Raw genomic sequence first — 22,429 nt, 5'->3', positions numbered from 1 at the left:
TACATTCACATTCACAAGTATCTTTGCACATAAGTGTGAGTATGTGAATTACTGATATCAAGATAATCCCCCGATAATGTCTAGAGCCTATTTTACTGCTTGTTGGTGGTATTCTTGACGTGAATAGGCTACCAGGTATATGTATGTGGTAAAATCAATGCTATTATCATCACAAATGCTAAAAATAGCAATATCTCCACATTTTATTGTCTTCACAAACATTAAATCTCTGTGAATGAGATTCGCAAGTATAATATCCCTAATTGCTTAGTTCCACCGGAAACAAAGGGGTGTGCTTATTCACATGGGCAACTCGAATATGGGGCTTGACAACGTATAGTCGGGTATTATGAAGTCAGATTTGTAATTTGTATTCACAATATTGGCGCCATTCACTTGTGCTGACTGCGAATGATGTGTATTCAGTGAATCATACAAGGTGGAATTCAATCAATGCGGTATAATTTTATTTTCCGCCTCGTAATGAATTTGGTTTGCCTGCATTTCAGAAAGCATTGAAACTGTTTTTAGACAAGAATTTTAATGGCAGCAAGAGATCCCGAGAGTCCTCCCCCATGATTATTCGATCATACAATTTTTCCCCGGCTGTATTTTTCACATGTTCAATAGTCCCTACAATGAGTACATCATCCCCTACCTTTGCATGTTCTGTGAACCTTCCTCTGAAACTAATGATATCCTTAATGGAATCTAATTCGCTGCATACAACCTGATACTTGCATGGAGTAAATAACGAATAGATGTCTCCGATAATTCGACCTGTTGTACGAATACGGGTATCACGTTCGGTCAAAATATCTCCATATTTCTCTGTAGTTTCAGATGGTTGGATGACTCCCCGAATGAAAAAGTCCTTGCCTTTGTAGGTTCCTTGGAATAGTTTGAGTGATTCTATTTTTAATAAGGCCTCAGTGATCTCCCTTGTTCGTTCGCCCCATCTGATTTTAACATGTGTTCGTAGTCTCTGTCCTTGATATGGCTGGATCCCAATGGGGCTCCTCCTCTTGAGAATTGTATTGTGCACTTGTTGAACTGAAGATTGTCCGTAGATGACGAGGTCAATGTCTGATGTTGGTAAAGTTAGCCTTGCAAGAGTTGAGCCCGTGATCCCGATATGGTCCCAACTTATGCCTGAAGTGTCTACTAGTTTTTTCGCAAACTCGAGGGCGAGCTCTTCAATCTCGGATTCTGTATTACCAGTATTACGCAGTTTCTGCAAATACTCTACCGGATCCAGAATCTGTTTTATTCTGCTTTTCGGAACGGATTGCATGATTCTCCCATTGATTGTATCGTTGAATAGATATTCTGGATGGTGCTCCTTCAGGAATTGTTCGCGCTGAGATAGATCGTAGATTTTTGAATATGTGGTATTACCCGAAAGAGTTCGTGTGCCTTGACTATCCGGTATATATCTTAGGTATGCAATTATTCTATCCTTTGGATGTATAATGCCTTTTACCTCAAAAATGAGATCGTCAATTGTCTGAATGAACTGGCCTTCACGATATTCCATACTAGATTGGCTATCACAATCAAATTACATTTAAACTCCCGCATTTGTTCCAGATTTGGTCATAACGATGTCAGGACTCGATGTCAAAAAAGATTTTAATATTTTCAGAACTCATCCTAATCTTATCTATCTTGATACTGCAAGTACTGGCCTGATTCCACAAACTGTTGTGCAAGATGTTTCTTCCTTTTTAGATAACATCGTTGTATCGAGCCGCCGTGGAGCGCATTCTCTTGCTGTCAAGGGTGCTGAACTAGTTGAAGCGGCCCGGACGCATCTTGCACAGATTTTTGACAGTGTGCCCTCTCAAATTTCGTTTCATGGAACTACTGCGGATGCAGTATCCTCAATTATCTTTGGTTATGATTGGAAAGGTAATAACAGGAATACTATTGTTGTTAGTGCAACAGAAGAGCACGACACGCTCTTGCCTGCAATGCATGCTGCAAAGATTCTTGGTCTAAATGTCCAGGTAATACCTACTGATGATTTTGGTTTACTGGATCTTGATAAGATGTTGGAATCTCTTAATTCAAACGTTGGCATAGTTATTGCTAATACAAACCCTGTCGGAATTGGTTCAAAAAATCCCGTTTTAGAAGTCTCGCAGAAAGCTCATGAATCTGGTGTATTGGTGCTCTCTGACGCCACTCGAGGAATCGGGACATCCGCAGTTGTTCCTAAAGACATTGGTGCCGACATCGTATTCTTTTCTGCGAATGTAGCTTTTCTTGCGCCTCCTGGTCTTACTGTTCAATGGATTGATTCTTCCTTAGGAAGCTCTTTTGCTCCTGGTATAGTCGGTAATAATTCGGCTTCGAACGTAACAATGACTTCATACGAGTTAGCTCTTCCTCCTGACAAATTTGAATCGGGCACCCTAAATGTTCCCGCCATTGTAGGCCTTAATTCCGCCTTGACCTATCTAGAGTCAATTGGTCTTGAGAAAGTCCATCACCATATTGAAGCACTCTCATCGAAATTGTGGGCTGGTTTCACTCATATGGATGGAATTATCACATATGGCACTTTTCAACCCGGGCAGAGTGTTGTTGGTTTCAATGTGGGCACCGAAGACCCCTTAAACTGTCATGATGTGGCCTTATTTCTTGACCAATCAGATATAGCTGTTAGAAGCGGTCTCTTGTGTGCACATCCACTTATTCAATCACTCTCTCCTGATGGTATAGTTCAGGTTTCGTTGCATGTATACAATACATTAGATGATATTAATCGTCTACTTGAGATCTTGGAATCTATTGTGGGTATGCTGTGAACGATTTTAGTGATCAAAATCTCAACCAATCAATGTTGGTGGATACATGACAAAATACTGAATAACGATAGAGAGGATAATTCCACTGAGAATCATTCCCTTACCCTTGGATACGTTTACAGATGTCAACCACATGATTGCACCTACGAGGATTATGAGTAGCCCCGATATGCGACCGATGAATATGAGAAATTCCCAAATCTCCGCCAAATACCCCGCGATCAGGTTTGCAAAATTTGAGAGCGGACTGAGCAAGTGAATTACATTCATATTTTTCACGATTAGTAATACCTACAGTTGTAATTTAAACACCACATGCCTAGATACGGAAGGTCAAGTTCATGAACAACGACTGTTCTTGACCAATTAGAGGACCGTCACCGACTTGGCAAGATGTCTAGGTTTATCGGGATCGAATCCTCGTTTTGTGGCCATATAATAACTCAAGAGTTGCAGAGGTACTACATAGACCATTGTAGAAAATTCTGGTTCTACTCCCTTTTCGATTCCAAAATGATCATCAGAGATTTTTTCCAAGTCTATGTCGCCCTGCTCAATTACCGTAATAATGGACGCGCCACGAGCTTTCATCTCCATAATATTCCCAACTAATCTATCACGAGTATCATCATTAGGTGCAATGAAGACAACTGGGAACCCATCCTCTATCAGTGCTATAGGTCCATGTTTTGACTCGCCAGCAGAATATCCTTCGGCATGATTATACGAGATCTCTTTTAATTTTAATGCGCCCTCAAAAGCGGTTGCTATGGATATGCCTCTTCCGAGGAATAAAAGATTCGGGGCATTATGATACTTTTCAGCTATCCTGCGGGCTCGTTCCTCATTTCGTGTGATCGTTTCTGCAACGATTGCAGGAATGTTCTCTAATGCGTGTTTCTTTGTTTCAAGAACTTCTTGTGATCGGGTCTTTGTTAACTGTCCCGTGGCTATTGCAAGCATTGCCAGAGCGGTCAGTTGTACCATGAATGTTTTAGTTGCGGCCACACCTATTTCTGGCCCTGCCTGTGTAATTATGGAATGATCAGCTAATCGAGTAATTGAGCTCCCAATAACATTTGTAATTGCAATTATTTTGGCCCCGAATTTTTTGGCAAATTTGACAGCAAAAATGGTGTCACTTGTCTCTCCTGACTGTGTAATCGCAATCACGCAGTCATTGGGTGATAAAATGTCCTTGAGCGTGTCGGGAAGGTCGCTAGCCAACTCAAAATTTGGCAAGACTCCTGCTAATGACGCAAACATATGTCGCCCCGCAAGAGCGGAGTGCCCTGAAGTTCCCATTGCCGTCATGATGACACGATGGGATTTTGCGATGATCCTGGCGGCTTGGTCGATGATTTCATCTCGAATGTGCAATGTACTCCGAATGGCCTCCGGCTGTTCATGAATTTCTTTTAACATAAAATGGGGGTACCCACTCTTCTGAGCTTGATCAGCAGTCCAACTGATCTTGATTGTATCTCGATTAACAAGAGTTCCATCTAGCCGTTCTATTCTAATTCCCTCTGGAGTAAGAATTGCCAGTTCCCCATCAAGAAGGAGAATCATATCGTTTGTCATTGGCAGAAATGCAGGTATATCTGATGCAACAAATGATGCCCCTTCTTTTTTCCCAATTACCAAGGGATTCCCATCACGAGTGCAAACTATTTTTTGGGGGTCCTGTGTTGTCATTGCTACAATCGCATAGGTTCCTTTGATCCGTTTAGTCACTGCACGTACTGCATCCACGAAACTGGTGCCTTGCTCCATAAACTCCTCTATTAGATGGGGTATCACTTCGGTATCTGTTTCTGATTCAAACTTGTGCCCCCTTTTAGAGAGCTCCTCTCTTAGTTCAATAAAATTATCAATAACTCCATTATGAATGACCGCAATCGTATTTGAACAATCGAAGTGTGGATGTGAATTGTACATGGAGGGAATCCCATGAGTTGCCCATCGAGTGTGGCCAATGCCTATCGACCCGGGAAGATCATCCAGATCAAGCTTTCGATGCACCTCGTCGATTTTCCCCTTGTCTTTTTTTGTGTGAAGTCTATTATCCGAGATAGTAGTAATTCCCACGGAGTCGTAGCCACGGTATTCGAGTCTCTTTAGTGCTTGGTGCAAAAAAGGAGCCACTTCGCCTCGTTTTTGTATAACGCCTATTATTCCACACATCTTATTGTCCTCTAACTGTTACCATGATATATTGGTCTAAGTCGTAAAAGGAATTTGTGTTCGACAATAATATATATTTGTACATGCGGCTTGCAATTGGCCAATAATTTGAATGGCTCCTTTTGAATGCACGTTGTTTCTGTGTGCTGGCCAACGCCGCATAAAGGGGGCCTAACTAGTCAGTTCTATTTCGATATAGACCGAGTCAGGAATGCGAACCCTCATAATTTGTCGCATTGCACGTTCATCCGCATCAATATCAATGAGTCTTTTATGAATCCGCATCTCCCACTTATCCCACGACTCAGTTCCTTGGCCACAGGGTGTTTTTCGAGTTGGAATGACCATCCGCCTAGTTGGAAGTGGAATGGGTCCTGCCATTCGAACACCAGTCTTTCGTGTTATCCTTCGAATCTGATTACAAACACTGTCTAGGTGTTCTGTATTAGTGCTAGAGAGTCGTATCCTTGCCTTTTGTGTCATGCGGATTTCACACTTCCATAGAGGGTCTTTTCGCTTCACCGATGTATCACGATAAAAACCTTGTGACATCACCATTTAGCAGAACCATCATAAGCGTGTTTATCTAACTTGTGTAGTATGTCCAAAAAACTCACTCCACTAATTGTAAAATTGGGCGGTTCTGTGATCACATACAAATCCCGAAGCCCTCCTATGGTAAATCATGAAGTTATCGATAGGATTGCACACGAACTTAAGACCTATCATAATCCGCTTGTTCTGATTTTAGGTGGTGGTGCACATGGTCATCAGGCCGCGCACGAATTTGGATTTGGAAACCCTTCCTCGGGGATGAATCGTAGAATTGCCGGAATCCCCCTCATTCGTCATAATATGACTCTACTCTCACAGGAAATGGAAACTGCCCTTGCAAGAGCTGGTATTCCTACTGTTGTTATTCCTCCGTTTTGTACGACCGTACTTCGTAACGGATTGATTGATCAATACTATACTGAGAGTATAACTCGTAGTCTAAAATCAGGTTTTGTCGTAATTACACATGGTGATGTCTGTTTCGATATAGAACAAGGTGCACTGATCTTAAGTGGTGACACCCTAGTATCTTGGTTATCTAAAGAACTCGGTGTTACTAAAGTATTGGTCGGGACTGATGTCGATGGGATTTTCGACTCGGATCCAAAGTCCGTACCTACTGCGCAACTCATTTCTCAAATTGATTCATCTAATGTCGACCAAGTTATACTACAATCCGGACCTTCAACGGCTGTAGATGTCACAGGTGGCATGACCAAAAAGATCTCCGAACTCGCATCACTAATGAATCGCGGGGTCGAGATTATCATCTTCAACCTTTTAGTGCCGGGTCGTCTTGAGCAACTATTGCATGGAACACAAACGATCTGTACACGATTTCTTCCCTCGTGGCTAAATTAACGACCTCCAAATTATCTGATTACACTTATCACACCATTGTCTAAGGATGTTATCTGCATGAATTCTGGTTTCTCTTCAAATTCATCTATATATTCGATTGCCGGCAAAATGCAGATCAATTTCTTCGAATGGCATACTTGACAAACGTATTCATTCTTTTGACTTGTCACTTTATCCAATATCTTCTTTGTCGGAAATACGAGATAGGACACACCCCCAGCACAAATATCAAGTGGTGAATGGCTCCGATTGGCACTGCCGTGACGTTTTACAAGCTCACTCTCCAGAGCATCAAGTGCCCTGGATTTTAGCAAATGTAATTTTTCGGGAGAGACTATCCACAACCCTTCATTTAACGAAACAAACCTCATATTTGGTGTCACTCTAAAGGCGAATATTTTTTCATCAATTAGCATTTCTGAAAGTGCTCTTTGCCCGTCCTCTTTCTGCATTGGTACAGAATGGCGTTTGTGTGATTGCGAGACAGTGGTCTCCATGAACTGAATTAGGTCCTCCCATAGAATATTTCCGTCATTTATCTCGATATAGCCCTCAATAAGTCCAATCCAGACACGTATTGACGACGAATACGTGGTGCCGTCACTTGCATCCTGAATATGGGAGGTCCTTCTTGGTGTAGGAATCTCTTCTGTTTCTTTTTTGTGGGTTTCAAATTTCTTTAACTCTAAAATCATCTTCTCGATAGAGTTGGGGAAAGCTGGAATGACTGTTACATCCTGAAAGTTTGTTTCATCAGCGATAAGTTCTCTTATTTTTGCTGCTGCAACACTCCCTCTTAGTATGACTACCATATGTCTGAATTCATTTCCGAACTTTCTCATATATTTACGAAAAGTGTCAATTCTTTCATCAAGTGTTGAGGCTCTGACACTCTCGATAGAGACCAATATCACAGTGTCATCGATTATTATCTCATTATTTTCAACATGAATTTTTTCGGCATCAAAGTTCGCCGCAATTAATTTTTCTTTTACGTAGTCTTTAACTAATTCAGTCACAGTTTCATGACCAGTTCCCGGAAGAGTATAAACAAATCCACCCTCCACAATTCCAATCGTTTCTCTTTCTAAGGTTCCTAATGCAATTAGTTCTCTAATTGTGTCTTTTTCTTCTTTAGTCGAGATTTCAGGATCGATGACCAACAATGCATTATGCATCTGTTCTTCAGTGAGGTATCCTTTTGACGATATCAGAGCGATGATGCGTCTAACTGTGTCCGCTGTTCGATCCAAATAGATCTCTTCTTTTGCCTCTTCACTTGGAGAACTCGATGAGCTATGGCTTTCTTCATCCGCTGTTGTTGTTGTCGGGTGGCTAGGTGGCTTTTTGGGCTCATCAAATTGTATGTGGTCTGTAGAAACAGGGGTGGACTCAAGTAGGATGGTTGCTGTTTTTGACTCAGGTCTTTTCACAGTGGTAATTTCAAAAGTTTCTGTTACTGGTGTCGTGATCAACGCAACACCTGTTCTGAGAGATCTCAGATATTTTTCCTGAGCTTCATTTAAGGATAGGAATCTTGCACCAACTTCACTATCATACGGTAAACGAAATACAATCTTTGTTCCTGTATTTGCTAAAATGTTTGACGAAATGTTGGGTCTTGTCGATACAACAATGACCCCTTGCCCTGTAGCTCTTTGCAGCATGACCATCGATTCGCCAGTTGTGATGTCTGCTGCATTCTCTCGTGTATAACTTTCTGGTACCAGATTGTTCGCTTCTTCTAATACGACCACATGTTGAAGACCTGGCGTAATTCCTCTCTGCATTGCCGCGTCGAAAATTCTTTTGGCAATAAGATTGTACAGAATTCTAGCTGCATCCATTCCTCCTGTTCTTGCAACGTATCGCAAATCGAATATGACTCGCTTATCCATGAATTGATTTATTCTGATGGCTTTGGGGCCACCACTCAGTATCGAACCTAATGGATTTCTCGTAAGAATCTCGATTCTATTAAGTAAGGCGTCTTTAGTCATTTGGCTTGTCTGCCTATCGGTCTTTATTCCTTCGATGATTTTCTCAAGACGTTTGACTGAGCCGTCGCCTGGAATTTCTACCATCTTTCTCAAGGCTTTCAGTAGCAGTCTTTCCATTGCGGGAGAGAGTTCTGAAGACGTGCCTCTCTCTTTTAGTAATTCGTTTAGAATGGCGAATGTGGTGTCAATATTACGATCAGTATGTTTCTTCCCGGTGTCAAGAAAATCTATTACGAAATTTGGATTTTCGCCGGGCCGAATCACAACTATGTCATTGTTCTCTATCTCTAGCAGATCCAGATATTCAGAGCCCTTGACATCAAAAATCCACCATGGGATTTTTGTCTTAGTACTGATCTCGGTCATGATCTGTTTGACTAATGTTGTTTTCCCTGAACCAGTTGCTCCTAATATTGCAATGTGTTCCCTAATCCATTCTTGTTTCAGTCCCACCGGATTTAATTTTCTCCCCTTGTAGAGGCTCCACCCAATGAAAATCTCATTTTCCACAAGGGCTCTTGCAGGAACCTTAAACTCAGATGTAAATGTTGCAGAGAGTTCCGGAAGATTTTGCCTTGGCATGTTCACATAAGCGACAAGCTTTGAAACGTGCATCTTCTTAGGGGATATATGGCGTCTTAAGAGAGTTCTTAATTCACTTGGCACATTATTTTTGATTGGTCGAAGTGCGAACTCTCCAGTATCCCCCCAAATCGAATGTACAATACCTTTCAAACAATCTTCTATCACCGAAGGGTCGTCATAATCCATTTTGTTAAGACGAATATACGTTGAAACATTAAACCACCCACTCCGATCTTGAATCGTTCTATATTCTTCAAGCAATTTTTCCTTCTCTGAGTGATCTGCAAGAGTATCCCGTTTGATTTTTTCTCTACTGCGAATTTGTTGCCATCGTCCCTCAAGACTTCTCCTCTTCCTGCTTGGATTCGCGGGTGTAAACACGCAGGTTAAACTAGCAGAGAGTTCTTGTTGAAGAAGCGCAGAAAGAAATTTCCCTATTTGTGTCGAGTTTGTCGTGGGAGTGTTTCGGGGCGCTCCTTCTAATCGCCAAAATATATCAGCTTTGAATTTTTTACTTTCCTCATCCTGATCAAGTCTAAACGTGACATCTCTTTTGAGCGAACCATTGTTCAGTTTCTCAATTAGTTGTTCCTTTACATATTGGACATTTGGTATTTCCGAGAACGAAAAGAAGGCATTAATCAATTCAGGTCCTTTCAACTGTTTGATCTCTACATGTTCAAGAGTTGCAAGAATAATTGCTTCTGTCCGGGCCGCCTCTCTATGAAGTATTTTGTCTATGTCCTCAATATTTTCGCCACTACAAGATATAAAGAGTCTAACGAAGGGTCGTTTGTCAACTACTCCCACCTCGTATGCAATGTTTACATTTTGGTTCATTCCCGAACGGACTGCCATAATTAATGATGTATCATACTCGAGTGGCTTCCCCATTTCTTCTGGTATGCTTTCTTTTAGAGAGGATAATTCTAGGCATCGCGTGCCTATAATCTGTTTTTCAATTTTAACATAAATATAATGGATGCCGTATCCGATCTCCACCCCAGTCATATGTAATTCATCTATTGCCATTGCAAGGCTGGTTGTAATGGCCATTACACAAAGAAGAATCTCCACGTAGATCTTGAAGCCTGTTGTCAGCGTCTGAGCAAGTCCAAGTAACGGAAGCGCATAGGCTCCAATTAAATAGATCACTGAAACCAGAAGACTACCAATCCAAGCAAATACGCGCACCAACTGCACCACTATCTTGTAGGATTCATCTAATAATACCGTTGATTGTTCGTTGGACATTATTGGACTGGTATGTCCATTGCCCGCCCACCAACGGCAGTGGGCAGTAACTACATCACCGTCATAGTGAAGGTCATACGTGAGATACGGTCTGAAGTATTTAATCTCCTATCGACGGAGCTGTGTGAAAAGTCCATTCTGATAGATCGTTTATGTCAGCATAGGTTCTGAAGAGTCTTGGATTCGGACACAAAATATTGTTCATACGTTTCATAATCACTATAATACTGACTTTTCACACAGAGCTCCTATCGACAATATCCAAGTTTGGCGTTGCTGTCCGCAATCTCCCTCACTTTTCATCGTTGCTCTTCTGTTGACATCTCTGTTATTTTAATAATGCCTCGAATTAATTGAACTCTGTTTACATTCACCTTGAAGTTAATCCGAGTTTAAATACTGAAAATTTGTATGAAGGACTGAATCTACAGAATTTGCTGAAGGTCTGGTTTTAGAAACTGGATTTGATTATGAACTCACATTCGAAGAACGAAGTGGAGAGATTGTTCTAAAATGAAGAAGTGGCCTTTCATTCTCATTGTCTTTGCAGTGACAATTTATCTGTTTGGTTCATCATTAGATGTCGTTGCTGCTGACTCGGTAGTAGTTTCACGCGGAAGGTCCATCACTCTTGTTGCATCTCTTGGAGGAACGATTCCTTCTGGTACCCCGCTAAATGATCAAGTGATTTGGTTTTTTGACGAGACCAATAATGTACTTCTTGGGTCAAATAAGACAGACTCTGATGGAGTGGCGATTTTTCGTTGGAATATCCCACAGGACTATTATTTGGGACCCACTCTAGTTAATACAACCTTTCGGGGGAATACGTCTCTCGCCTTGGCCCCAAGCGCTCAATGGATCTGGTTGGATATTATGGCCTCCAGTGATCTTGATGTATCTATTGGTGCCTCATACCTTGCCCCCGGTGATTTGTTGCACATATCTGCTCAGTTACATGATGACCTCGGGAATCCCCTGTCCAATGTGAGCATCTCTTTGACCACAAACTCAAATGCAATCAAGATGGCCACTACTGATGAAAATGGTACAGCAGTTTTTGTAATTCATTGTAATTCCTCTTGGCTACAGTTTGGCGAAAATACGTTGACTGTGTCATTTTCTGGTATCTCCTCTTCCTATATTCTCCCGGCATCATCTGATTTTCAGATTGTCTTCCAGAAGATTTCCACCTCCCTTGATTTGATCTCTTTCAACAGCAAATCAATAGAGATCAATCAAACCCTCTCATTGAACCTTTCTCTTACTACTGCTTCAGAACTTGTTCATGGTGGATCAATTCATGTATTGCTTGATAGCTTTGAACTTCAAACGTGTTCTATTGATGACACTGGTTATTTTACCATTGAACTTTATTTATCCTCGAATATTTCGGTTGGTTCGCATACACTTCGCTTTATGTATCTGGGTAGCGATCGTTACTCCGCTTCCTCTTTCGACTTCGACTTCAGCGTCACCACTCCTCTATTGATCAATGTCACTGTGCCCCATCCATTAGTTCTAGGGTCATGGGGGACACTTTACATACATACATGTGATTTACTTGGGCGACCTATTACTTCAGGGTCCCTGAGTTTATCTGAGGCCAATTCCAATCTCTCAATTTTGACTGGATTGGATTCATCTGGTGATAATGTTGTTCGAATACCTGTACGGGGAATTCCGGGCCACCATGTTCTCTCGTTATCGATAAAAAATAATGAATTCTTATGCAACTCTACATTTGAGTTCCAAACTATCTATTATTCCCATCCAGAAATTATATTTGTTAATAGCACAATCCAAGGATATGCTCGTCCCGGGCAACAAATATCTTGTTATTTTAAGGTGGAAAACGAAACTGGTCCTTGGGGTAATCGAGTACTTGTTTATAATCTTACAACGTCAGACGTTCGGCAAGTTTCAACGGATCCATATGGATATGTTAGGGTGATATTTGATGCGCCGCTGTATGAGTTGACATATTGTCTAAACATTTCTACTTTACCTAGCTCCTTCGAATTACCCTCATCTTTTTTGTTTACTTACAAGGTTCGAGTGAAAATCCCCACAGCCATAGAACTTGTCGAGTTCGTAGTTCAACCAGTATTAAAAGAAGTCAAAGTCCAATTACAGATACTCGCCTTAAACGGCTCAAACCTTCCCAATGTTGACTTACATTATTCTTGGATGTCTGTTGATGGGGAAGCTACAAGTCAAGATGATGGAATTGTTGTTCTACATCTTCCTATTCCTCTTCAATCCGGGACCTATCGTTTATTCTACGAAATATTGGGTGACCCATCTATTGCAGCAGCTTCTGGTTTCTATGATATCTGTATCGAATCCACAGAAGTGTTGGCCTCGCAAGGTGTAGGGTTGGGGCCATTTATTTCAAGTATTACTTTATCCATTACTATTGTTGTGGTTTCTGTAATCCGAAAAAGAAGAACCATGATTTAGGTGGTTGACAAATGGTGCTCCGGCCGGGATTCGAACCCGGGTCAGGGGATCGAGAGTCCCCTATGCTGGGCCGGACTACAGTCGGTCGTTCATGGTAGTTCCATGAAGTCTACCGGAGCCGTAATGCAGCAGTCCGGAGCAGACTTCTCTCAGATTGTTCCTAAAATAAGGCTTGCGGACTAAACAAATTTGTCCCGTGTATGTGATAAGCAGCAGATTTCACTAAGGTGAAACGATGTTCGTCAAGCCATCCCAACTGTTCTGGAGAATCTGTAACAAACTAGTTACCACATCCTGAGCCCATCCTGTAGCCTGAAGTATCACTGCAATCACAATAGATACTGTTACTACCGCTAGACCAAGTAAAAGGCTCTCCTCCACAAGTGGGCCGCCTGTTTCATCATTGATCACTTTTTTGGGATTCAATCATATTCACCTGTTATTTCCTATGACTTGTACAGTGGTATATATTGTCTTAATCTGCAACAATTCACCTTTGTTTGGTTCAAAGACTTCCAAGTCACAGCAGATTAATACATACCATCTGTATCGTGTCTTTGTTAAGGCCCCATGAATTTAAACTCCTTTTACTTTTCAGTACAAATTCTAATATTACTATAATAATATACTCCACAACGTTATCATGTAATTTGCCTATGTGAATGAAAATGGGTTTCCGTTTTCCCAAAGAAGTTCCCCAATTTTCCAATGTGTTTCCATACTGGGCGTCAAGTCCCGTGCAAGAATAGTCGATAGTTCGCGAATGCATTCCCGTGGGTCATTTACTCCATATTCCCGAGACCTTCTTGAAATGGCGCCATCATCGGCCAAAGATCGAATTGCGTCTGCATCATGAGTATATAGAGTATTGAGACCCTTGAATTTTAGTATGCCCTGTTCAACATCTCTCCGGATTTCTACTATCTCCTTAACAATGCGTTTTGATCTTCCTGGTTGTGGCCGTTCAAGAATGACTATCAAATCCATAAGGGCGATGGCATGTTCTTTAATACTATGAGCGAATCGCCATCTTGAAACAAGGGCCGAGGCTGAAGAACTATGACATGTTTGTATAGAACGTAGCCCCGACATTAATGCTTGAAAGAGTGCCTTGCTATGTTCCGCAGTTTGAATCTCCCCGAGAATCAAGTAATCTGGGGATCTATGAAGGCTTTTTGTTATCTCATCAATTTTTGAAAAGCGTGCCGCCATCTCATCGACTGGGCTCACTCGATACCTTATCTGATGATGTTCGTTTTGAATCCTGCTCTCAATGGCATCTTCAACATAGATTTTTCTCCAACTTCGGGGTGTACAGTAGTCTAGAGCATTTAGCAGGGTCGTCTTGCCCGATCCCGGTTCCCCGGCAATGGTAATATTCATTCGGGCAATCAATGCCAGAAGTAGTAATGATGCGGCTTTAGTCGATAATGTTCCATTGTTGACAAGTTCAAATATAGTGAACGGCGAAGTACGCGCCCTCCGTATTTCCAAATGAAATCCATCATAACTTAAAGGTGGTATTGTGACTGAAAATCTAAGACGACTATTTTCGAGAAAAAGTTCCGTCTTTATTGAAGGGTTTCTTCTGTCGAGATGAAAATTGCTCTCTGCTCGAAGCAATGTGACTATCCTATTGGCATCCTCCTGACGAATTACAATGGACGATGTGCACCTCCCTAGAAATCGATGATCAAAATATATCCTGCTTCCTGGTCTGTCCAAGTATATATCTTCAATAAGTTCGTCTAACATCAGTGGAAATATGGGGCCAAGCACACTGTGGGAATATGCAACAATACTTGCTATTCGGGCTTTGGTCTCCTTTTTTATCTCTGGTAGTTCGTTATTGATGCGTGTTAGGATTGACTGACGCCATTGGGAAAGAAGATAATCAAGGCGAATGATCTTCTGACTGGTCTGTAATGTGCTCGTATGAAGTTTGTCAATAATTTCTAACTCTAAAGGTGTTCTAATCCGTGGGGCTGATCGATAAATGACATTACCCGTGTTTCCTTTTGCAAAGAGGGAAATGTACGGTCCAACTGGATATACCAGAATCAGATGATTTAGCATCTGACCATAACCATCCCCAAGATAGATGGTTTCCCACTGTTCATTTCCTATCTGTATGTGGTCAGAACTAGATTCATGTTTTTGTGTACTATCTACTTTCCAAGGCGGCCTATTAGTGAATCCGTTTTGTTGAATGTGGACAAGCCCTCGTGACTGTTCGACAAGAATCGCCTGTTCTCTCTCTTTATTTATTTTAGCGATCTGCTCACAACTGTCATCACTTCTTAAAAATTCACAATGACTACATCGGTGTTTGTGGCAAAGGATTATGCTGGATGATTGTTTTTTAAATGAGGCAGTTGCCTCAGTTATAGTGGTCATGTATGAACACACGCTCCATACAGTTTCGCCTGCTTCAGATATTTTGATATGTACACTCTCGCGGTCTGATCATTTGGTCTAAGTCATGACACTTGATATTACATTACATACTACTGGTAATAATCTCCACGTGAAATTGTGTTTGTACTTGTTGCATTGGCCGCTAATAAAGGTCAAATATATTTTTTAATCATGCCATAGTGATCCCTAATACTATATTCAGCAACTTCGGTTGCTTTAGATGCAAGCTTCTGGGTCAATACAGTTCGTCGTCCTGCTGCAACTGATATTAGTCGATCCGCAGCATATGATGCTGACACAGCAAAGATGAACGGATTCCTCCCGCCTCGTTTCGAAGCTGGTACCAGATCGATTATTTTTTTAATTGCTTCGCGTAGCCGTTGTTCATATTCATTGACACTCCATCCCCTACTTACTATCTTTTTTACAATTTCCGTATTGTTCATTAATACAGAAACAACTCTCGGGATATAGTCTTCAGGTCTCCGTATTGATGGAGCGTGACCAATAATTGATTTCAGTCGAAGTGACTCTCTAACAATTGAACGCATATTGATGCGGTGCCCAAGCTTTGCAAAGACATTGGCGATTTCTTCTAGTGTGATAGGGGCTCCCTCTTTAAACTCACGCACTGCAATTAGCAGGCATACAGCCACTAGGAGAATATTGTTCGAGGATTGTGTTCTGGGATTACTCGCCATTTTTTTATAAAGATAAGCTGTTCTATCCCGCACTTGGGATGTGAGCATAAGTAATTTTGAAACTCTGTTTAGAACTCTTAACGCTCTATAGACTGTTTCGTCTTTACCAATTCGAGTTCTTGCAGAATACATTGTCTTGAGGCGTCGATATTTTTTCTGAGACTCGCCTGGGAGTAATCGGCCATGTATGTCGCGGAGAAATCGATCCTTATGGAATCCGATATAGCTTCCCATTCCATCGACAATATGTAAGCGACTGCCTAATGACACATACATTCCTACATCTGGCCCATCCGCCGTTGTTTCTTCGCCCATTCGATATGTTGAAGATACATATTCTCTTGACACAACAATACCGCAGGATGTACATACAATATATCCCTGACTGGTAGTCAGTTGCCCATGACATTCTGGGCAGACTGGTTTCGTTTCCACATTTTCTTGTACCAGATCAACCAATGACCACACCCAACTATTTGTTGGGCGTAATCATCTAACAGCCTTTCAGCTTGTCCTTGTTTGTTATAACGAATACGTTACGCTAGCTGAGAGAGAATGAGAGCTGACTGAAACTATTGGTGTTACTCATTTTAGTGGTTTTACGAGATCACAACAGCGCCACATAATATGACTGTCCATCAAGAGTCTGTTTTTGTGAAGGTGTGGGTTTTGCTAATGTGAGGACCATGCGGAGACCCCCAATGGTACCCACTACTTGAAACTTCTTTTCAGCATTAGTTTTGAATACACGTCCTTGTGCATAGAAGCGCGCAGTATCACCTTTTGTGATGGGTTTGTCGTCTATGATGACACTGATACGATCTTTTGAACTTATCATGTCACATAGTGCATCAGGTAACTCTATAGATAGCTCGGCGCCCTCCGTCTTTGATGATATCTTTACGAGCTTGAGTCTTTTTGTTTCAGTAGGCGAAATGCTCTCGATTACTGCATCTTTAATTCTGATAACCAATCTTCTATACTCTCCAACGAGGTTATGGCGGTCCAATCTCTAATTGGAATTAAACCTGTCGTTATTGCCTCTAATTTTCCAAATTGGCGGTTCTTCTTTGTATGTGATAATTGTGATGTTGACTAGAGTATCCCGCAACTATCGAAATGGCCTCTATAGGACATTAAATAGCTCCGCACAATCGAAAGGATGAGGATAAAATATGGTCGAAGATCTACTTGCCTAAGCTGACGTAATGGCGCCCTGATCTCGATATCATCCGAGCCTCGTAAAAATATGGATTGATGGTGATATTTGTGCGTTTAATTGGTCCTACTCTCATTATAGTCGCCGCACTATTATTTATCGTAGTAATACATCCAGTTGACGCCACTACCTTTGAAATGACCTCTTTTGAAACCGATAAATTGGTCTACGAGGTCGGAGAAACTATACACATGGCAGCACATCTCACTGCAGATTTTGAAGATCCTGGTTATTGTCATGTTGGATTTTACGTGACAACCGCTCAAGGGCCTGTATATTCAGATGCGTACTACATTGATTCGTCTCCAGACCCACGAACGCTCTATTCATCGTATGTGATCATCCCCGAAGACGTTGCACCTGGAACTAATGGTACACATGCTACAACACAATTCAATTATGACTTCTATGATGAACGATACTCTGATGCTGGCACTTTAACAGTTGTAGTAGATATTAAGAGAGGGCATTTGGAAGTCACACCGTTAACGGAGCTTCGTTCTGAAGTTGGTCAAAACATTTCTCTCGCGTTCAAAATTACCAGTATTTATTCATCATCAATTGTACTCGCAAACGAGTCTGTTTCTGTTCGTATTGCAAATGAGACGATTTCCTTATACGAGTCAAATGTTACTACTGATCTCGCGGGTGTCCTGAACGTCAATTGGTCCGACAATAATCTTGTTCCAGCGACCTATAACATCACAATATATGGAATCGGAAATGAGGACTTTCTCCCCTTCTCACAATCATTTGACTTGATTGTTGATCCAGCCCCGTCGTTTTTGCAGGCGATTCAAAATCCCGACCTAATTCATTGTCAGTCCACAGATGGTCATCTTGTTGAAAGTGCGTTCTTTGAGTTTGTGCACCAGACAAAAACAGGTACCCCCATTCTTGGAGGCAAAATGTTCTGGAATTCGTCTTTCTCAAATGGAGAGCTGGCATCCTTGGGGAATGGGCGTTACAAGGGGAATATCTCTTTCCCAATCCCTCCCGGAGCGTATACAATTAATTTTACTGCGGTTCATAGTTCATACTATACTGCATTTTTTTTGGCTAATGTAACAGTGATTCCCCGTCCTGTTTCAGCCGTACTGATCAATGATACACTGCCATTGTCCGGAACAAATTGTTCTCTCTCTGTACATGTATTGGACAATTTGACAGGTACTGATGTGGCACTTTTGCATCTCTCAATTAGTTTAGAGATTGATAACTACACGTCTTGGATCCAAGGTGACACAAATCAAACTGGATGGTTTACAGGTTATATTTTCCTTCCATATGACAAGTGGGGCATAAGTAGGCTCACAGTTGACATTAATTCATCAGTCTATTACGAAGACACCTCCACGATATCAAATCTTGTTATCTATTTCAAACCAGTTTTAATGGTGAATACTTCAAAACTAGTCGTGGGAGTCCCCACGGGAATCTCCTGTTCATTGTATGATCCTAAAGGAAATCCTCTCTCAGGAGTGCGGATTGACTTGGGATATTTTAATGGAACAAATCTCGTTAACAATATGACCAATAATGAGGGGGCTGCACTGCTCGAATGGACTTTATCCGACATGCCTTCAGGCTCCCAAATCGCACTTCGATTCACTGTAAAAGGAGGTATCTATCAATATCAGGATAGTTTGATGAAGCCCTTTAATTTCAGTATATTGATTCCATTATATCTGAATTCCCTTTCTTATCCACTGTCATGTCTACGTAATTCTTCAATTGATGTAAATATGACCATTGGATCCCCTTGGATTGATGGTGACTCCACACTTCTACGTATCGCTGATTACACAGGGCAGATTAATCAATCCCAGAGTATTGTCATTGGTGCCCCTTTTTACTTCTCATTATTGTATAGCAGTTCAGCTACACTTGGAACTCATATAATCCATATTATCTCTCTTAACGAGTCATTAATTCCCTATGATCACTTTAGCTTCGAGATTGCTGTTTATGACTCGTTGGAAGCAGAATTCTCCAGTCTGTCCGCTTTTTATGCAGAAGGTGTTGAGTTAGATCTAGAGGTCAGGGAATCTTATGGTGGCCCTGTCGATAAAATCAATGTAAGCTTCTGGATTGATGATATGACCGACTATACCTCATTAGTTTCGGTTAATATTTCTGATACGTTGCAAATCCCATTTGATTTAGATGTCAGTCCTGGTTTTCATGTAGCACATCTTGAAATTGATGGGGTGTGGTATGTTTCTTCTAATTATACATTCACTATCTTTGTATGGGTTAGAACTACACTCAATTTGGATGTCATCACAATTATTTCGGGGAATGATACCAATCCGCACACTCAAGATAATGCGCCGACAAGCTCATCAGGTTCAATCATCCGGCCGCCGCCCACTTTATTCAATGAAACGACCTCTGTTGATTTAGATGCTGCTCGTTCAGTTTCTCTTGAGAGTTGTCCCAAATTGAGCTCGGGCACAAGTAATCGATCCACTGTTTTGGAAAATTCGCGTACCGCTTCATCTGGGAACGGCCAGATCGTCCTTAACCGTAATGAACGAAACCGATTTGGGTGTTTTGCCATCACTTCTTCTACTGTTCTAGAAGTGCTTCCAAAGGACACAATACCCCACTCTGCTGTTTCAGGACCTGTAATGATCACATCTGTCAACATCTCTTTGGCCGCAGTTATCTTTTCTTCCAGACGCCGAACAAGCCTGTCATGAACCTGTGGGTCTGAAGTTTTACGGTACCCTTGTTCATTGTGAGTGGATCCAGTAATCAATAAATCATGGCCGTCTCCAAAACGTGGCATTATTGCGTGTCCATTATCCCATCCATCGTATGCGGGGTCTCCTGGTGCTGCAAACCTTCTTTTTACTAGTTGGGTTGCTTCAGGGTTTATTATAACGCTCTCCCGTGAATGGGCGACAATTTCATCTGAGAGAATAATGACCGGGTGCCTTAACCGCTCTGAGATTCTAAATGCCAAAATTGTTAGATCATACATTTCCTGCGCCGAATTTGGAGCAAGTACAATACTTTGATGGTCTCCATGAGTCCCCCATCTTGTTTGCATGAAGTCGCCTTGCGCCCCTTTTGTGGCCTGGCCTGTACTGGGACCTGTTCGTTGCACATCCACGATTACACAGGGTGTTTCAGTCATAATTGCATACCCTATATTCTCTTGCATTAAACTGAATCCTGGTCCTGATGTGGCTGTCATTGAGAGGCGACCCCCCCATGATGCACCGATAATTGCCGCAATGGCTCCTATTTCATCCTCCATCTGTAAATAGGTGCCTCCTAGACCGGGTAGGCGCTGGGACATGATCTCCGCAATCTCTGAAGCTGGAGTTATCGGATATCCTGCAAAGAATCTGCAACCTGCCGCAATGGCTCCTTCAGCACATGCTTGGTTTCCTTGCCAGAATTTTTTAATTGATTTATTTGAATGCATCATGGGACTCATTCTGAAGCTTACCATATTCAAGATAAGGCTTAGGATATTGCCAAGTGCCGATATTCTTTTATCATACTCTCTCTGCATCAATGCTGAGCGGCCGTGGTCTAGCATGGTTAGGACGGAAGCCTCCCAAGCTTCCAACCCGAGACGAACACGAGTTCGCGGGACTTCAAATCCCGGCGGCCGCACCATCTCTCCTCTTCAAAGAGTTATCTATTTTAGCGGAAAATTGTACTTATTTTCTTGGCGAGTGATGACAGCAATGACCCCGATGAGCCCTTAGGCCGTGATTTGGATCTTGAGTTTTGAGCTCGCCACCAATACTTTCGGCCACCTCTGCCTCTCTCGTTCTGTTAAACGAACAAACCGATAATACTTTTAAGCACATAATGCTCTCTTGAATTGGTTCTCGGAATGACAGACAAGTTCATTGACTTTGTAGAAGACGAGCTAAGTCGTGATAGTGTCTTCAAGAGAGAGCAGGTACTATCTATTGATTATGTGCCTGAAAGCTTACCGCATCGTGAAGACGAGCAGCGTGTTCTTGCACGAAGTTTTAAGACGCTGATTAAATCTCCTGGGTCAACAAGTCCACGTCTTATCATTGAAGGTCCTGTGGGTACAGGGAAGACGGCCGTGACTAAGCGTTTTGCTGATCAGCTCGTTAAGGTTGCGCAACGTCGCGGAATTCGCTTACACAGTCTTCATATTAATTGTCGTGTGAATAAAAGCATCTATCTTGTCTATCTTCGAATGCTACGTGAATTCAAACCAAGCTTTCCTAGGCGCGGACATTCACCACATGAAATACTTCAGATTTTAGTAGAAGTCTTGGATGCCGAAGACAGATATTTGCTGCTAATACTTGACGAACTTGATTATTTTATTCGTCATGCAGGGCCTGACATATTATATGATCTTACAAGATTAATGGATGACCGCTTAAATGCTCCACAGCGTCTTGCAGTAATTGGAGTCGGTCGTGATATCCCTCTTGCAACTATGCTCGATCGGAGCACTCTAAGTACGCTCCAACAAAACATACTGCACTTCAGCAAATATAGTTCTAGTCAACTCTATGATATTCTCAAAGAGCGTGTTGATCAAGCATTTGTAGAATCCGCAGTTATGAATGAAACTATTCAGCTTATCTGTGATATTGCAGCAGAACGGGGAGATGCACGTTATGCAATTGAGCTTCTATGGCGTGCGGGGAAGCAAGCTGATAGGGAGGGCGCCTCAGTTGTGATTCCTGATTATGTTCGCCAAGCCAAAGCTGATACGCACCCCGAATTAAGAAAGGAAGTCTTTGCTACACTTCCATTACATAATCGTCTGCTGCTTCTAGCCGCAGCTCGTCTTCTCAAAGAGAGTCGTGATGCTTATGTTATGACCGGCACTATTGAAGATATGTACCATTCAATTTGTGAGGAATATGGTGAGGAGCCTCGTTCCCATACTCAAGTATGGGAGTGGGTACAAGATTTAGCCGCTCATGGTTTAATTGATGCCAAACGCTCTGGAGTTGGTCTTAGGGGTCAGACCACTCTAGTTGGCTTATCCGATGTTCCTGCTGAAATGCTTGAGCGTTTTCTTCAGCAATTAATAGAATCTAAATCAGGGGTGGTGTAATGGAATCGTCGCCAGCTGCTCGAATTTCTATTGAAGATATGCTCTCTTCTCGTGGGCGAATTAAGATTCTCAAGGAATTAGCTTTTTCAGAAGAATTGAACATCTCCGAGATTTGTCGGCGTGTTGGTCTAAATCACAGTACTACAAAATCACATCTTTCCGTTCTTGTTCAATCAGGTTTAGTAGAAGAGAAGATCTTCGGGCGGATTAAGATATATCGCTATAAAATTGAAGACTTGCGTGCACGTTCTTTCAGGGCTTTGTTGGATTTATGGGAGTCCTAATCTTTCGATTGG

Annotated in this window: 15 protein-coding genes and 1 tRNA gene; 6 read left to right on the top strand and 10 right to left on the bottom strand. The window is 41.8% G+C overall.

Going from position 1 to position 22,429, the window contains the following annotated elements; all coding sequences use genetic code 11:
* Positions 1–505: 505 nt before the first annotated feature.
* Positions 506–1,537, bottom strand: coding sequence for a hypothetical protein (locus K9W43_08610; protein ID MCF2137286.1), 1,032 nt, complete (start codon positions 1,535–1,537; stop codon positions 506–508).
* 67 nt (positions 1,538–1,604) lie between these two features.
* Here K9W43_08610 and K9W43_08605 point away from each other — a divergent pair, with 67 nt between their 5' ends.
* Entirely contained in the window at positions 1,605–2,813 is a 1,209-nt protein-coding gene (locus tag K9W43_08605; protein MCF2137285.1) for an aminotransferase class V-fold PLP-dependent enzyme, read from the top strand.
* A gap of 21 nt (positions 2,814–2,834) precedes the next feature.
* On the opposite strand, the gene K9W43_08600 is transcribed toward K9W43_08605, so the two are convergent.
* The 3 genes from K9W43_08600 to rpsJ all read right to left on the bottom strand — a co-directional run bounded on the left by K9W43_08600 (position 2,835) and on the right by rpsJ (position 5,483).
* Positions 2,835–3,083 carry a hypothetical protein gene (locus K9W43_08600; GenBank protein ID MCF2137284.1) on the bottom strand — a complete coding sequence of 83 codons (249 nt, stop codon included), beginning with the start codon at positions 3,081–3,083 and terminating at the stop codon, positions 2,835–2,837.
* A 96-nt stretch (positions 3,084–3,179) separates the two neighbouring features.
* Positions 3,180–5,000 (bottom strand): glutamine--fructose-6-phosphate transaminase (isomerizing), encoded by a 1,821-nt coding sequence (gene glmS, locus K9W43_08595; GenBank protein ID MCF2137283.1) that lies wholly within the window; start codon positions 4,998–5,000, stop codon positions 3,180–3,182.
* A gap of 171 nt (positions 5,001–5,171) precedes the next feature.
* On the bottom strand, positions 5,172–5,483 hold the full coding sequence (gene rpsJ, locus K9W43_08590; protein MCF2137282.1) for a 30S ribosomal protein S10: 312 nt from the start codon (positions 5,481–5,483) through the stop codon (positions 5,172–5,174).
* A 117-nt stretch (positions 5,484–5,600) separates the two neighbouring features.
* Here rpsJ and K9W43_08585 point away from each other — a divergent pair, with 117 nt between their 5' ends.
* Entirely contained in the window at positions 5,601–6,416 is an 816-nt protein-coding gene (locus K9W43_08585; protein MCF2137281.1) for an isopentenyl phosphate kinase family protein, read from the top strand.
* A gap of 11 nt (positions 6,417–6,427) precedes the next feature.
* Here K9W43_08585 and K9W43_08580 read toward each other — a convergent pair whose 3' ends face one another.
* Positions 6,428–10,255, bottom strand: coding sequence for a DUF87 domain-containing protein (locus K9W43_08580; protein ID MCF2137280.1), 3,828 nt, complete (start codon positions 10,253–10,255; stop codon positions 6,428–6,430).
* 876 nt (positions 10,256–11,131) lie between these two features.
* On the opposite strand from K9W43_08580, the gene K9W43_08575 reads away from it, so the two are divergent.
* The gene (locus K9W43_08575) at positions 11,132–12,718 is read left to right on the top strand and encodes a hypothetical protein (GenBank protein MCF2137279.1); all 1,587 of its coding nucleotides are present in this window, start codon (positions 11,132–11,134) and stop codon (positions 12,716–12,718) included.
* 222 nt (positions 12,719–12,940) lie between these two features.
* Here the strand turns inward: K9W43_08575 and K9W43_08570 are convergent, their stop codons facing one another.
* From K9W43_08570 to K9W43_08550, 5 genes are all read right to left on the bottom strand, one after another.
* Positions 12,941–13,144, bottom strand: coding sequence for a hypothetical protein (locus K9W43_08570; GenBank protein ID MCF2137278.1), 204 nt, complete (start codon positions 13,142–13,144; stop codon positions 12,941–12,943).
* 228 nt (positions 13,145–13,372) lie between these two features.
* On the bottom strand, positions 13,373–15,115 hold the full coding sequence (gene tadA / locus K9W43_08565; protein MCF2137277.1) for a Flp pilus assembly complex ATPase component TadA: 1,743 nt from the start codon (positions 15,113–15,115) through the stop codon (positions 13,373–13,375).
* Positions 15,116–15,288: 173 nt separating this feature from the next.
* Positions 15,289–16,152 (bottom strand): hypothetical protein, encoded by an 864-nt coding sequence (locus K9W43_08560; GenBank protein ID MCF2137276.1) that lies wholly within the window; start codon positions 16,150–16,152, stop codon positions 15,289–15,291.
* A 292-nt stretch (positions 16,153–16,444) separates the two neighbouring features.
* On the bottom strand, positions 16,445–16,810 hold the full coding sequence (locus K9W43_08555; protein MCF2137275.1) for a hypothetical protein: 366 nt from the start codon (positions 16,808–16,810) through the stop codon (positions 16,445–16,447).
* 2,566 nt (positions 16,811–19,376) lie between these two features.
* Positions 19,377–20,495, bottom strand: a complete 1,119-nt coding sequence (locus tag K9W43_08550) for a 2-oxoacid:acceptor oxidoreductase subunit alpha (GenBank protein MCF2137274.1) — start codon at positions 20,493–20,495, stop codon at positions 19,377–19,379.
* A gap of 99 nt (positions 20,496–20,594) precedes the next feature.
* Here K9W43_08550 and K9W43_08545 point away from each other — a divergent pair.
* From K9W43_08545 to K9W43_08535, 3 genes are all read left to right on the top strand, one after another.
* Positions 20,595–20,692, top strand: a tRNA-Gly gene (locus tag K9W43_08545).
* A 223-nt stretch (positions 20,693–20,915) separates the two neighbouring features.
* Positions 20,916–22,133, top strand: a complete 1,218-nt coding sequence (locus tag K9W43_08540; GenBank protein ID MCF2137273.1) for an ORC1-type DNA replication protein — start codon at positions 20,916–20,918, stop codon at positions 22,131–22,133.
* Positions 22,133–22,417 carry a winged helix-turn-helix domain-containing protein gene (locus K9W43_08535; GenBank protein ID MCF2137272.1) on the top strand — a complete coding sequence of 95 codons (285 nt, stop codon included), beginning with the start codon at positions 22,133–22,135 and terminating at the stop codon, positions 22,415–22,417. Before K9W43_08540 ends, K9W43_08535 begins: the two co-directional genes overlap by 1 nt.
* The last annotated feature ends 12 nt before the right edge of the window (positions 22,418–22,429 follow it).

The organism is Candidatus Thorarchaeota archaeon (assembly GCA_021498125.1).
GTDB lineage: Archaea > Asgardarchaeota > Thorarchaeia > Thorarchaeales > Thorarchaeaceae > B65-G9.
Note: the sequence above shows the minus strand (reverse complement) of the source record. Positions and strands in the feature narration are given on the sequence as shown.